We start from the raw sequence: 13,013 nt of genomic DNA on the forward strand, positions 1-13,013 counted from the left end.
CCGCACAGTGGGATGAGCTATCAGGTTAGTTGGCGTGCGGCCGCCGGCAAGTGACCGGCGTCATGCCTCAACGCCGGCGCCAGCGCCACGGCAATTCGCGCCGCAACCGCGCCAGGTGCGCGCGCAGCACCGAAGGATCGGCTGCGCCGCCGCCATAGCGCTGCGCCTCGAACGCCTCGCTGTAGGCGCGGATCGCCTCCGCCTGCGCGGGCAGCGCGCGCATCGCCCGGCCACTGAACTCGCGATGCCCCTCCCCCGCGTCACGGCGCAGGCCGTGCGGCGTCAGCAACTGCTCGAAGCGCTCGAAACTGCGCAGCTGGACATCTCGCCGACGCCGCCAGGGCTTGAACAGCCACAATGCCAGCGCGGCAAGCAGCGAGGCTCCGCCGCCCACCGTCAACAGCGCCAGCCAGGGGCTGTCGGGCGAGCCGAACCAGCGGCGGATCAGGTCGCCCTGCTGCTCGCCCTGATAGCCCAGTACCCAGCGCTGCCAACCGTAGTTGACCTGGTCCCAGGTCAGGCGCAGGCCGTTGAGCAGGCTGAAGCCCCGGTAACGCAGCGGCGAGAACGGATCGCCGGCGAGGAAACTGCCCTCGTCGCTCATCGCCTGCTCCAGGCCCTGCTCGATACGCTCGGGCGACACCGCCCCGGTTGGATCGACCCGCGTCCAGCCTCTGCCCGCCTGCCAGTACTCCACCCAGGCATGGGCGTCGAACTGGTGCACCAGCAGGTAGTTGCCGGCCGGGTTCAGTTCGCCGCCCTGGTAGCCCGTCACCACCCGCGCGGGGATTCCCGCCGCGCGCAGGACGAAGGTCATGGCGCCGGCGTAGTGCTCGCAGAAACCGGCGCGGGTGTCGAAGAGGAAGCCGTCGATCCGCTGCGGTCCGGTCGCCGGCGGCTTGAGCGTGTAGGCGAAGGGCTGTTCGCGGAAGTGCCGCAGCATGGCCTGCACCAGTTCCCGAGGTTGCCGGTACTGCTCGTGCAACGCCCGCGCCCAGGCCCGCGCACGCGGGTTGCCGGCGGCCGGCAGGTTCAGGTTGAGGCGGAGGGCGCGGCGGTTGTCCGTGGGTTCGAGCAGCGCGCCCGGCCACGATGTCGCGTTGTAGAGCAGGCTCTGGCGCACCGGAGAACGGCGCTGGAGGCGAAAATCGCGCATCAGCCGGGCATCGTTCAGCTCGTTCTGTGCCACGTCGAGCACGAACAGCCAGCGGTGCCCGCTCGGCTCCATGACCACCTGGTACTCCAGCGCCGCGCCCTGTCGCTGCCACTGCGGGGGCGGCGCCCCGGGGTTCTGGCCGGCCTGGGTCCAACGCTCGCCGTCGAAGTTCTCCAGGGTCAGCGCCCGCCAGTACAGCTGCGAGCGCGGCGGCGGCGTCCCCTCGAAACGGACGCGGAACGCCAGCTCGGGCGACTGGCTGAGTTCCACCATGTCGCCCGGCATCATCGAGTCGCTCAGGCCCGTGCTGGCCTTGCTGCCCGGCATCGGCAGCGACCACAGCGGCCCCAGGCGCGGGAACAGCACGAACAACAGGAGCATCAGCGGCAACGCCTGCAGCAGCAGGCCGCCGGCCAGGCGCAGGGTCGAGCCGGGACGGGCGGCGAAGTTGCTCTGCTGCAGGCCGATCAGTGCCGCCAGCAGCGCCGCCACTGGCAACACGCTGAAGGCGGCGGCGAGGATGTCATCCTGGAACAGGTAGCTGGTCACCACCGCGAAGAACCCCAGCAGGATCAGCACCCAGGCGTCGCGTCGGGTCTTGAGCTCCACCAGCTTGATGACGAAGGCGGCGATCAGCAGCACCACGCCGGCGTCCAGGCCGATCAGCGAGCCACGCGACAACCACACGCCCAGCCCGGCGGCCCCCACCAGCGCCAGCTTGGCCAGGCCACTGGGATAGTTGGCGCGCATGCGGAACACCTGGATGCGCCAGAACGCGCAGCCCAGCCAGAGGCCGACGATCCACAGCGGCAGGTGCCCCAGGTGCGGGAGGATCACCACCGCCTGGGCCACCAGCAACCAGGTCAGCGCCACCCGGGGAATGGACTGCGCCGTGCTCATGGACGCTCCCCGAACAGCGCCAGCGCCCGCAGGCAGGCCTCGCGATGCGCGTCGCCGGTGGCGACCGGCAGTTGCACGCCCGGCAGGCGCAAGCCGAACGGCTGCTGGCGCAGCGACAGTTGCAGCACCCAGTAGCACAGGCGCGACAGGCGGCCCTCGAGATCGCCGCCGAGCAACGTGAAGTCCAGCCAGAGATTGCGTCCGGCCAACGCGGAGAAATCCTTCACCAGCAGCCCCTGGCCGCGGGAATAGGCCTTCCAGTGCAGGCGCCGACGCGAATCGCCGGGCTGGTAGGCACGCAATCCCTGGAAGTCATCGACGCCCCGGCCGCTGGGTCGCACGCCGTCCTCGTCAGCGGCCGCCGCACCGCTGTCCAGCGGCAGGTCGCTGGCGAGCGGGTTCGGGTAGACCAGGCCGGCCTGATCCAGATCCAGCCAGCTCCAGGCCACCAGCAGACCGAGCGGAAAACGGCTCTCCACCCGCAGGCGCCCCGGGCGCAGCCAGCCGCGCCGCTGCGCCGGTACGTCCAGCCGCAGCGCCTCGGCGCCCTCGGCCGGCACGTCGGCGAAGTGCAACTGCTCCGCCGTCCAGCCGATTCCGATGGCCTGGCGTGCACGCCCTTCCGCGTCCAGCCGCACACCAAAGCCCACCTGCTCGCCAACGAATACCGGCGTCGCGCCCAGTGCGGTCAGGCGCAGGCCGCCCAGGTTCCGGTAGGTGTGCAGGATGGCGACGATGAACAGCGACAGCAGCAGGAAGGTCAGCCCGTAGGCCAGGCTGTTCTGGTAGTTGATCGCCGTCAGCAGCATCAGTGTCAGCGCAACGCCGAAGGCCGCGCCCTGGCGGGTGGGGACGATGAAAATGCGCCGCTGGTTGAGTTGCAGCGTCGGCGACGGCGGAATCCGCCGGGCGATCCAGCTCTGCCACAACGGCCTGACCTTGACCAGCATGGCGAGCCCTCAGAGCGCCGGTACTTCGCGCAGCAACCACTGCACCAGCGCGCCGCCGCCGTGCCCGGTGGGGTCGGCCTGGTCGCGCAGACGGTGCCCCGCCACCGACGGCAACACCGCCTGCACATCCTCGGGGATCGCATAATCGCGACCGGCCAGCAGCGCCCAGGCGCGCGCGGCGGCGAGCAGTCCCAGGCTGCCGCGCGGCGACAGGCCGAGAGCGAACGCCGGCTGGCTGCGGGTGGCCTCGACCAGGCGCAGCACGTAATCCACCAGCGCGTCGCTGGCGCGCACCTCCAGCACCTCGCCCTGCAGCGCCAGCAGCTCCTTCGGGTCGAGCATCGGCTCCAGGCGCGGCAGCAGGTCACGGCGCGCCTCGCCCAGCAACAGCGCCTTCTCCGCCGCGCGGCCGGGGTAGCCCAGCGACAGGCGCATGAGGAAGCGATCCAACTGGGACTCCGGCAAGGCAAAGGTGCCGCCCTGGGTCACCGGGTTCTGCGTGGCGATGACGAAGAACGGCTCGGGCAGCGGACGGGTCGCGCCCTCGATGGTCACCTGGCCCTCCTCCATCGCTTCCAGCAGCGCGCTCTGGCTCTTGGGGGTGGCGCGGTTGATCTCGTCGGCCAGCACCAGTTCGGCGAAGATCGGCCCCGGATGGAAGACGAACTGCCCGGTGTCCCGGTCGAACACCGAGGTCCCCAGCACATCGCCGGGCAGCAGATCGGAGGTGAACTGGATGCGCTGGAAGCTCAGCCCCAGCACCCGCGCCAGGGCATGGCTCAAGGTGGTCTTGCCCATGCCGGGAAGGTCTTCGATCAGCAGATGGCCGCGCGCCAACAGACAGGTCAGGGCCAGGCGCACCTGCACCTCCTTGCCCAGCAGAACCTGATCCACCGCCTTCAGACAGCTCTCCAACTTGGCGCGCATCCTGACCTCTCGCTATAGGAAAACTCCGATCCTACTGGCCCCGCGCCAGCCGTCATAGGTCCGGACACATTTCGTCCCGATTCCTGTGACCCAGCGCTTGCTTCCACTGACGCTAGCGCCCCAGCAGCCGCTCCACCAGCCAACTGGCCGCCGGCCCGGTCGGACGCTGCCGCGACCAGATCACGTCCACCGCCACCCGCCGCGGCCAACCGGCGACCTTCAGCTCATGCATACGGCCGCTGGCGAAACGTCCCACCATCCAACGGGGCAATTCGATCCAGCCGAAACCCAGCACGGCCATGTCCAGCAACAGCAGGTAGTTCGGCGCGCTCCAGCAGCGTCCGCCGAGCGAGGGCGCGGCATCGTCCAGGTAGGTATTCAGGCGCAGGGCGCGGAAGGCCAGCAGGTCCTCCTGCTCCACTCGCTCACGGCTGGCTAGCGGATGGTCGCGGCTGACGAACAGGCCGAACTCGGCCTGTTCGCTCAGGGTGGCCGAGCCGATGTCCGGCGGATACTCCCGCTGCGCCGCTAGCAGGCCCAGGCTGGCGCGCCCCTGGACGACCAGGTCGAGCACATCGCCGTGCTCGGCGATCAGCCATTCGAACTCCAGGTCCGGGTAGCGCGCATCGATCTCCGCCAGCCGCGCCTCGAACTGCGCCGAGGGGTAGGTATCGGACATCGCCAGCGTCACCCGCGACTCCAGCCCGCCGGCGAGCTGCTGGGCGAGCTGGCCGAGACGGTCGTTGGCCATCAGCACCTCCTCCACCCGCCCGAGCAGCGCGTAGCCGGCCTCGGTCAGTTGTGGTTGGCGGGTGCCACGGTCGAACAGGGGCAGGCCCAGGTCGATCTCCAGGCGGGCGATGGCTTCGCTGACGGTGGACTGGCTCTTGCCCAGTTTGCGCGCGGCGGCGCTGAAGGAGCCGAGGCAGGCCGCCTCGGCGAAGGCCTGCAGGGATTCGGGGGAGTATTGCATCGGTGGCGCCCTCTTCCATCGGTTTAACCGATGGTATCCAACTTATATCCAGCCGGTCGACCGATGATAATGCGGGCGGAGTCGGCCCTGTCGCTATCTAGAGAATCGCTGTCTAGAGAATTGTTTACTGGAGAATCCCATGAGCCCGAACAAAACCCTGAAAGAGCGGATGTTCCATGCCGTCCTTTTCGAACTGCTGGCGGTCGCCATCTGTGCGCCGACCCTGGCCTGGCTGATGGACCGTCCCTTGGGCCACATGGGCGCCATGACCCTGATGTTCTCGGCCATCGCCACCCTGTGGAACATGCTGTTCAACGTCGGCTTCGACCGTGCCCAGCAGCGCATGGGCTTCACCCGCACCCTGCCAGTGCGCGTGCTGCACGCCTCGCTGTTCGAACTGGGGCTGATCTTCCTGCTGGTGCCGCTGGCCGCCTGGTGGCTGTCGGTGAGCCTGCTGGAAGCCTTCATCCTGGATATCGGCCTGATCCTGTTCTTCCTGCCCTACGCCATCGTCTTCAACTGGGTGTACGACGTGGTGCGCGAGCGCTGGGTTGGTCGGGCGCAGATGGCACAGGCCAACGGCTGACTGCCGTTGTTGTAGGAGCGAGCTTGCTCGCGAACGGGCTTCGCTACGGGGGCGGTTCGCGAGCAAGCTCGCTCCTACGAAAAGCGGGCCGCCAGAAACGAAAAAGCCCGCGCTGATGCGCGGGCTTTTTCATGCCTGGAGAAAGATTCAGGCCAAGCTGGCGACGATATCCCGCAGCGCCTTGGCCGGGTCGGCGGCCTGGCTGATCGGGCGGCCGATCACCAGGTAGTCGGAGCCGTTGTCCAGCGCCTGGCGCGGGGTGAGGATGCGCCGCTGGTCGTCCTGGGCGCTGCCGGCCGGGCGGATGCCGGGGGTGACCAGTTGCAGCGCCGGGTGCGCGGCTTTGAGTGCCGGCGCCTCCTGGGCGGAGCACACCAGGCCGTCCATGCCGGCCTTCTGCGCCAGGGCAGCCAGGCGCAGCACCTGCTCCTGGGGCTCGACGTCCAGGCCGATGCCGGCCAGGTCCTCGCGCTCCATGCTGGTCAGCACGGTCACGCCGATCAGCAGCGGCGACGGGCCACTGAAAGCGTCCAGGGTCTCACGGCAGGCACTCATCATGCGCAGGCCGCCGGAACAGTGCACGTTGACCATCCATACGCCCATCTCGGCGGCAGCGCGCACGGCCATCGCGGTGGTGTTGGGGATATCGTGGAACTTCAGGTCGAGGAAGACTTCGAAGCCGCGGCTGTTCAGGGTCTCGACGATACCGGCGGCGCAACTGGTGAACAGCTCCTTGCCCACCTTCACCCGGCACAGCTTCGGATCGAGCTGGTCAGCCAGCGCCAGCGCGGCTTCGCGGGTGGGGAAATCCAGGGCGACGATGATCGGGGACTGGCAGGCGGACATGGGCTCTCTCGGAGGTTGCGAAAAAATCGGCGCGTATTGTCGCAGAAACGCGCCGACTTCCGTAGCCCGCCCGGCAGGAATGCCCTGCCGGCTCAGGCGCTCGCACAGGCGAGCGAGCATCCCAGCAGGCCGCCGCCCCTCTCCCGCTCGCGCTGCTCACACGCCCCCTAGGCGCGGCGCGCGACCTTCGGCTCGGGCTGTGCGCGCCTGACAACTCCGCCCTCGCGGCGTATCGTTAAAGGCCACTGCCACTGTCGGAGACGGGATCATGCCCTGGTATGCCTGGTTGATCATGGCCCTCGCCCTGGGCTCGATTGTCGGGGCGCTGATGCTGCTGCGCGATACGGCGAAGAAGCTCCCGCTCACCGAGGAGCAACTCAGGCGCATCCATGAGCGCAATGCCGAAATGGACGCCAAGGACGCCGAAGAGAAACGCTGAACCTTTGCAAGTCACTGACTGATCAGCCAAAAACTGACGTCAACGATGGCAGGCCGTAGTGGAAATTGCCTAGACTGCGCCTCCTGGATGGAGGAAAGAATGCTCAGGAAACTCCTGCCGCTGCTGCCAATCGTGTTGTTGCTCTGCGGATTCGCGCTGGGCTATGTCCAGCCGGTGGGGTTGCTGATCGGCGCCGTCTACGTCACCTGGACGCTCTACGGCGAACATTACATGCCGCGCCTGCTCTGGTGGCTGGCGTGCCTGATGGCCAGCGTCGCCCTGGCCGCGCACCTGCTGCCCGGCACCACCTCATGGACACTCTGGCCGGTGCGCCAGCTCAGCCCGGATGCCCCCGTCTATGCCCTGCGCCTGTCCTGGGACAAGGCCCTGGTCGGCGTGACGCTGCTCGCCTGGTGGCTGCGCCGCGCACCGATGCCGGAGGAAAAGCATTCGCCGGACTTCGCCGCCATCGCCATCGTCACCACCCTGTTCGCCGTACCGCTGGTGGCCGTGGCCTGCGGGCTGGTGGTATGGAACCCGAAATGGCCGCCGGGCTTCTGGCTGTGGATGCTGGTCAACGTCTGCGTGATCGCGCTGACCGAGGAAGCCTTCTTCCGCGGCCTGCTGCAAAGCGAACTGGTGCGACGCTTCGGCGCCGTCTTCGGCGTGGCCGCGTCGAGCCTGCTGTTCGGCATGCTGCACTGGCCGATCAACCCGCTGTTCGCGGTGGTCGCGGGCATCGCGGGGCTGGGGTATGGCCTGGCCTTCCACTTCAGCGGCCGCCTGCTGGTGGCGGTGCTGCTGCATGCGGCAGTGAACTGCCTGCACCTGTTGCTGTTCAGTTATCCGTTGCGGATTCTCTGATCCCGCACCGGACCGCTGTTCGTAGGAGCGAGCTTGCTCGCACACCAGCCCCGCAGCGGAGTTGGTTCGCGAGCAAGCTCGCTCCCACACCAGGAACCTACTCGCGCATCACCAGCAGCAACGCCTGCTCCGCCAGTTCGTCGAGAGTCAGGCTGCCCTCGGGACGGAACCAGGTGATCGACCAGGACAGCGCCCCGGTGAGGAAACGCCGCAGGATGAAGGGGTCGCCCTGGCTGCAACCGGCCGCGCGGGCCTCTTCCAGCACTTCCAGCCACATCTGCTCGTAGATGTCGCGCAGGCTGAGGATGTAGGCCTGGCCTTCCTCCGACAGCGAGCGCCATTCATAGACCAGCACCGCCATCGCCTCGCCGGTGCCGCCGGTGATCGACTGCAACTCGCAGCGGATCAGCGCCAGCAGGCGTTCGCGCAGGGTCGTGGCCTCGGCCAGGGCGGCACGCATCAGGGCGGTGTTGTAGAGGATGGTTTCCTCCATCACCGAGCGCAGGATCTCGTCCTTGCTCTTGAAGTGATGAAAGATGCTGCCGGACTGAATCCCCACCGCGCTGGCCAGGTCGCGCACCGTGGTGCGTTCGTAGCCCTTGCTGCGGAACAGGTGCGCGGCCGTGTGCAACAACTTGCCGCGGGCGCTCTCCGGGTCGGTGATCTGCCCGGTCCCGACCAGCTCCAGCATCACTTCGCGGGCTTTACGGTCATCCACGCCTTCTCTCCCCTCTCTCGGCCCATCCGGCTCGTCTGTTCACGGCGATTCACGGGAACGCCCTGCAAGTGCTTGTGTTGTCTGACGAAATGTAAGCCCGGGAGCACCAACCAAGCAAGCGCTTGGCCATCCAATGGTTGGGGTTGTCGCTCGATCGGGGCTTTTCAACCAAGCGCTTGCTTGGTAATGTCGACCCATCACTCAGCGTCACGGGCAGAACAATGACTAGAACCGTACGTATCGGTTGCGCCTCCGCCTTCTGGGGCGACACCTCCACCGCCGCCGCCCAACTGGTGCGCGGCGCCCAGATGGACTACCTGGTCTTCGATTACCTGGCCGAGATCACCATGTCGATCATGGCCGGTGCGCGTCTGAAGAACCCCGAGGCAGGCTACGCCACCGATTTCGTCGAAGTGATGACACCCCTGCTGGGCGACATCGCGGCGAAAAAGATCCGCGTGATCAGCAATGCCGGCGGGGTGAACCCGCAGGCCTGCGCCAGCGCCCTGGCCGTCGCCTGCGAGAAAGCCGGCGTGGCGCTGAAGATCGCCGTGGTACACGGCGACAACCTGCAACCGCGCCTGGGCGAACTGGCCAAAGCCGGCACCCGCGAGATGTTCTCAGGCGCGCCGATGCCGCCGATGTGCGTCTCGGTCAACGCCTACCTCGGCGCCCCCGGCATAGTCGAAGCGCTTAAGGCCGGTGCCGATATCGTCATCACCGGCCGCGTGGTGGACAGCGCGGTGGTCAGCGCCGCCCTGGTGCACGAATTCGGCTGGGCCTGGAACGACTACGACAAGCTGGCCCAGGCCGCGCTGGCCGGGCACATCATCGAATGCGGCGCGCAGTGCACCGGCGGCAACTTCACCGACTGGGAAAGCGTGCCGGACTATGAGCACATCGGCTTCCCGCTTGTCGAAGTGCAGGCCAGCGGCGAGTTCGTGGTGACCAAGCCGCAAGGCACCGGCGGGCTGGTGACGCCGCTGTCGGTGGGCGAGCAGATGCTCTACGAGATCGGCGACCCGCGCGCCTACCTGCTGCCCGACGTGGTCTGCGACTTCACCCAGGTCAAGCTCGCCCAGGTGGGCGACCACCGCGTGGCCATCAGCGGCGCGCGCGGCCTGCCGCCGACCGGCCAATACAAGGTCAGCGCCACCTACCCGGACGGTTTCCGCTGCACCGCCAGTTGCCTGATCGCCGGTATCGACGCGGTGAAGAAGGCCGAGCGGGTCAGCCAGGCGATCATCGCCAAGACCGAGGAAATCCTCATGGAACGCGGCTGGGGCCCGTACCGCGAAGTGAGCATCGAACTGCTCGGCAGCGAGGCCACCTACGGCCCGCACGGGCGCCGCTCGGACAACCGCGAGATCGTGGTGAAGCTCGCCGTGCGCCACAGCCGCAAGGAAGCCCTGGCGCTGTTCTCCCGCGAGATCGCCCAGGCCGCCACCGGCATGGCACCGGGCCTGACCGGCATCGTCGGCGGCCGCCCCACCGTGTACCCGGTGATCCGCCTGTTCTCCTTCCTGATCGACAAGGACGCCTGCGAGCTGGCCGTGGAGATCGATGGCCAGCGCCAGCCGGTTGTCCTGCCGAAGATCGATGGCTTCGACCCGGCAGCGCTGGGCGATGACCTCCCGGTCGCCACGATGAAAGGCCCGGCCCAGGCCAGCGTGGCGCTGGTGAAGCTGGCCGTGGCGCGCTCCGGCGACAAGGGCAATCACAGCAACATCGGCGTGATGGCGCGCAAGCCCGAGTACCTGCCGTGGATCGCCGAGGCGCTGAGCGAAGGCGCGGTGGCCGAATGGATGCAGCACGTGCTCGACCCGCAGGTTGGCCGCGTCAGCCGCTGGCACCTGCCGGGCAGCCACAGCCTGAACTTCCTGCTGGAGAACGCCCTGGGCGGCGGCGGCGTCGCCAGCCTGCGCATCGATCCGCAGGGCAAGGCCTTCGCCCAGCAACTGCTGGAATTCCCGGTGGCGGTGCCGCAGCACATCGCCGATGAACTGAACCTGTAGGAGCGAGCTTGCTCGCGAACCCAGCCCCTCAGCGAAGCCTGTTCGCGAGCAAGCTCGCTCCTACGAAGAGCCCGTACAAAGAACGATTGAGCAGGACGAAAACGACAATGAGCTACGACTCGACCTTCAAACCCGGCCTGTTCGACGGCCAGACCATCATCGTCACCGGCGGCGGCAGCGGCATCGGCCGCTGCACCGCCCATGAACTGGCGGCCCTCGGCGCCCACGTGGTGCTGGTCGGGCGCAAGGCGGAGAAGCTGGAGAAGACCGCCGGCGAAATCATCGAAGACGGCGGCAGCGCCAGCTGGCACAGCTGCGACATCCGCGACGAGGAAGCGGTGAAGGCTCTGGTGGCGCAGGTCATCGCCGAGCGCGGGCCGATCCATCACCTGGTCAACAACGCCGGCGGCCAGTACCCCGCGCCGCTGGCCTCGATCAACCTCAAGGGTTTCGAAGCCGTGGTGCGCACCAACCTGGTGGGCGGCTTCCTGATGGCCCGCGAAGTGTTCAACCAGAGCCTGAGCAAGACCGGCGGCAGCATCGTCAACATGCTCGCCGACATGTGGGGCGGCATGCCCGGCATGGGCCACTCCGGCGCCGCCCGCGCCGGCATGGAGAACTTCACCAAGACCGCCGCCATCGAGTGGGGCCACGCCGGCGTGCGGGTCAACGCCGTGGCGCCGGGCTGGATCGCTTCCAGCGGCATGGACACCTACGAAGGCGCGTTCAAGGCAGTGATCCCGACCCTGCGCGAGCACGTGCCGCTCAAGCGCATCGGCACCGAGTCGGAAGTCTCCGCCGCCATCGTCTTCCTGCTCTCCCCCGGGGCCGCCTTCATCAGCGGCAACACCATCCGCATCGACGGCGCCGCCAGCCAGGGCAGCCGCGCCTTCCCGCTGGTGAAGGGCAAGCCGGGGCAGAGCCGTTCCTACAATGGCTTCCACCGTGCCTTCCTGCCGGACGTCCTCAAGGACCAGGAGTAAGCCATGCCGGTGATCCAGTCGGAAATCGATGTCCAGGGCGAAGACTTCGCCCGCAACCGCGAGGCCATGCTGGCCGCCGTGGCAGGCTTCCGCGAGGTCGAACAGAAGGTGCTGGACAAGGCCGCCGAGGCCAAGCCGAAGTTCGACAAGCGCGGCCAGTTGCTGCCGCGCGAACGCCTGAACCTGCTGCTGGACGCCGGCGCGCCGTTCCTCGAACTTTCCTCGCTGGCCGGCTACAAGTTGCACGACGACAAGGACGGCACCCAGGCCGGCGGCGGCATCATATCCGGCATCGGCTACATCGCCGGGGTGCGCTGCCTGGTCACCGCCAGCAACAGCGCGATCAAGGGTGGCACCATCTCCCCCACCGGGCTGAAGAAGACCCTGCGCCTGCAGCAGATCGCCTTCGAGAACAAGCTGCCGGTGGTGGCGCTGACCGAAAGCGGCGGCGCCAACCTGAACTACGCGGCGGACATCTTCGTCGAAGGTGCGCGCGGCTTCGCCAACCAGGCACGCATGTCGGCTGCGGGTATTCCGCAGGTCACCGTGGTGCACGGCTCGTCCACCGCCGGCGGCGCCTACCAGCCGGGGCTGTCGGACTACGTGGTGGTGGTGCGCGGCAAGGCCAAGATGTTCCTCGCCGGTCCGCCGCTGCTCAAGGCCGCCACTGGCGAAATCGCCACCGATGAAGACCTCGGTGGCGCCGAACTGCACGCCCAGGTCGCCGGCACTGCCGAGTACCTGGCGGAGAACGACGCCGACGGCGTGCGCCTGGCCCGCGAAATCCTCGCCGCGCTGCCGTGGAATGCGCAGCTGCCGGCGCGTCCGAAGCAGGCATGGGATGCCCCGCTGCACCCGGCCGAGGAGCTGCTCGGCGTAGTCCCGGCGGACCCGAAGAAGCCCTATGACGTGCGCGAAATCATTGCGCGCATCGCCGACGGCTCGCGCTTCCTCGACTTCAAGAACGAGTTCGACAGCCAGACCGTCTGCGGTCACCTGCACATCGAAGGCCACGCCTGCGGCCTGATCGGCAACAACGGCCCGATCACCCCGCAGGGCGCGGCCAAGGCGGCGCAGTTCATCCAGTTGTGCGAGCAGAGCAACACGCCGATCCTGTTCCTGCACAACACCACCGGTTTCATGGTCGGCACCGAGTCCGAGCGCCTGGGCGTGATCAAGCACGGCTCGAAGATGATCCAGGCGGTGGCCAACGCCACCGTGCCCAAGCTCACCCTGGTCGTCGGCGGCTCCTACGGCGCCGGCAACTACGCCATGTGCGGCCGCGGGCTGGACCCGCGCTTCATCTTCGCCTGGCCCAACAGCCGCACCGCCGTGATGGGCGGCGCCCAGGCCGGCAAGGTGCTGCGCATCGTCACCGAGGAGAAGCACGCCAAGGAGGGCAAGGAGCCCGACCCGAAGATGCTCGACATGCTCGAACAGATGACCGCGCAGAAGCTCGACGCCCAGTCCACCGCGCTCTACGGCACGGCGAGCCTGTGGGACGACGGGCTGATCGACCCGCGCGACACCCGTGCGCTGCTCGGCTACCTGCTGGACATCTGCGCGGAGGCGGCCGTGCGGCCGCTGAAGAACAACAGTTTCGGCGTTTCACGATTCTGAACGTAGGGCGCATGACGCCTCGGGCGTCATCCGCCA

The 13,013-nt window shown here is 68.0% G+C and carries 12 protein-coding genes; 6 read left to right on the top strand and 6 right to left on the bottom strand.

The window, feature by feature from the left end:
* Positions 1-67 precede the first annotated feature (67 nt).
* The 4 genes from H681_RS15840 to H681_RS15855 all read right to left on the bottom strand — a co-directional run bounded on the left by H681_RS15840 (position 68) and on the right by H681_RS15855 (position 4,906).
* Complete coding sequence (locus tag H681_RS15840) at positions 68-2,056, bottom strand: transglutaminase TgpA family protein (RefSeq protein ID WP_015477887.1); 1,989 nt, start codon at positions 2,054-2,056, stop codon at positions 68-70.
* Complete coding sequence (locus H681_RS15845) at positions 2,053-3,006, bottom strand: DUF58 domain-containing protein (RefSeq protein WP_015477888.1); 954 nt, start codon at positions 3,004-3,006, stop codon at positions 2,053-2,055. Before H681_RS15845 ends, H681_RS15840 begins: the two co-directional genes overlap by 4 nt.
* Before the next feature lie 9 nt (positions 3,007-3,015).
* A complete protein-coding gene (locus tag H681_RS15850; protein WP_015477889.1) occupies positions 3,016-3,933 on the bottom strand; it encodes an AAA family ATPase in 918 nt (305 codons plus the stop codon).
* Between the two features lie 112 nt (positions 3,934-4,045).
* Complete coding sequence (locus tag H681_RS15855) at positions 4,046-4,906, bottom strand: LysR family transcriptional regulator (RefSeq protein WP_015477890.1); 861 nt, start codon at positions 4,904-4,906, stop codon at positions 4,046-4,048.
* Between the two features lie 139 nt (positions 4,907-5,045).
* Between H681_RS15855 and H681_RS15860 the strand changes: the two genes are divergently transcribed.
* Positions 5,046-5,492 carry a multidrug/biocide efflux PACE transporter gene (locus H681_RS15860; RefSeq protein ID WP_015477891.1) on the top strand — a complete coding sequence of 149 codons (447 nt, stop codon included), beginning with the start codon at positions 5,046-5,048 and terminating at the stop codon, positions 5,490-5,492.
* A 147-nt stretch (positions 5,493-5,639) separates the two neighbouring features.
* Here the strand turns inward: H681_RS15860 and pyrF are convergent, their stop codons facing one another.
* Positions 5,640-6,338 (bottom strand): orotidine-5'-phosphate decarboxylase, encoded by a 699-nt coding sequence (gene pyrF, locus H681_RS15865; protein ID WP_015477892.1) that lies wholly within the window; start codon positions 6,336-6,338, stop codon positions 5,640-5,642.
* 268 nt (positions 6,339-6,606) lie between these two features.
* Between pyrF and H681_RS25975 the strand changes: the two genes are divergently transcribed.
* A complete protein-coding gene (locus H681_RS25975) occupies positions 6,607-6,777 on the top strand; it encodes a DUF2897 family protein (protein WP_015477893.1) in 171 nt (56 codons plus the stop codon).
* A gap of 99 nt (positions 6,778-6,876) precedes the next feature.
* Complete coding sequence (locus H681_RS15870) at positions 6,877-7,641, top strand: CPBP family intramembrane glutamic endopeptidase (protein ID WP_015477894.1); 765 nt, start codon at positions 6,877-6,879, stop codon at positions 7,639-7,641.
* A gap of 97 nt (positions 7,642-7,738) precedes the next feature.
* Here H681_RS15870 and H681_RS15875 read toward each other — a convergent pair whose 3' ends face one another.
* Positions 7,739-8,359: a TetR/AcrR family transcriptional regulator gene (locus H681_RS15875; protein WP_015477895.1), complete on the bottom strand. Its 621-nt coding sequence runs from the start codon at positions 8,357-8,359 to the stop codon at positions 7,739-7,741.
* 221 nt (positions 8,360-8,580) lie between these two features.
* On the opposite strand from H681_RS15875, the gene H681_RS15880 reads away from it, so the two are divergent.
* The 3 genes from H681_RS15880 (at position 8,581) to atuC (ending at position 12,977) form a co-directional block, all read left to right on the top strand.
* Entirely contained in the window at positions 8,581-10,374 is a 1,794-nt protein-coding gene (locus H681_RS15880; RefSeq protein ID WP_015477896.1) for an acyclic terpene utilization AtuA family protein, read from the top strand.
* Between the two features lie 107 nt (positions 10,375-10,481).
* Positions 10,482-11,357, top strand: coding sequence for an SDR family oxidoreductase (locus tag H681_RS15885; protein WP_015477897.1), 876 nt, complete (start codon positions 10,482-10,484; stop codon positions 11,355-11,357).
* Between the two features lie 3 nt (positions 11,358-11,360).
* The gene (atuC, locus tag H681_RS15890) at positions 11,361-12,977 is read left to right on the top strand and encodes a geranyl-CoA carboxylase subunit beta (protein WP_015477898.1); all 1,617 of its coding nucleotides are present in this window, start codon (positions 11,361-11,363) and stop codon (positions 12,975-12,977) included.
* Positions 12,978-13,013 lie beyond the last annotated feature (36 nt).

This window comes from Pseudomonas sp. ATCC 13867 (assembly GCF_000349845.1).
In the GTDB taxonomy this organism is placed as follows: Bacteria; Pseudomonadota; Gammaproteobacteria; order Pseudomonadales; family Pseudomonadaceae; genus Pseudomonas.

Bases quoted from the DNA above. Each gene is read 5' to 3' on its own strand.
- H681_RS15840 (WP_015477887.1), bottom strand. From the start codon at position 2,056: ATGAGCACGGCGCAGTCCATTCCCCGGGTGGCGCTGACCTGGTTGCTG.
- H681_RS15845 (WP_015477888.1), bottom strand. From the start codon at position 3,006: ATGCTGGTCAAGGTCAGGCCGTTGTGGCAGAGCTGGATCGCCCGGCGG.
- H681_RS15850 (WP_015477889.1), bottom strand. From the start codon at position 3,933: ATGCGCGCCAAGTTGGAGAGCTGTCTGAAGGCGGTGGATCAGGTTCTG.
- H681_RS15855 (WP_015477890.1), bottom strand. From the start codon at position 4,906: ATGCAATACTCCCCCGAATCCCTGCAGGCCTTCGCCGAGGCGGCCTGC.
- H681_RS15860 (WP_015477891.1), top strand. From the start codon at position 5,046: ATGAGCCCGAACAAAACCCTGAAAGAGCGGATGTTCCATGCCGTCCTT.
- pyrF (WP_015477892.1), bottom strand. From the start codon at position 6,338: ATGTCCGCCTGCCAGTCCCCGATCATCGTCGCCCTGGATTTCCCCACC.
- H681_RS25975 (WP_015477893.1), top strand. From the start codon at position 6,607: ATGCCCTGGTATGCCTGGTTGATCATGGCCCTCGCCCTGGGCTCGATT.
- H681_RS15870 (WP_015477894.1), top strand. From the start codon at position 6,877: ATGCTCAGGAAACTCCTGCCGCTGCTGCCAATCGTGTTGTTGCTCTGC.
- H681_RS15880 (WP_015477896.1), top strand. From the start codon at position 8,581: ATGACTAGAACCGTACGTATCGGTTGCGCCTCCGCCTTCTGGGGCGAC.
- H681_RS15885 (WP_015477897.1), top strand. From the start codon at position 10,482: ATGAGCTACGACTCGACCTTCAAACCCGGCCTGTTCGACGGCCAGACC.
- atuC (WP_015477898.1), top strand. From the start codon at position 11,361: ATGCCGGTGATCCAGTCGGAAATCGATGTCCAGGGCGAAGACTTCGCC.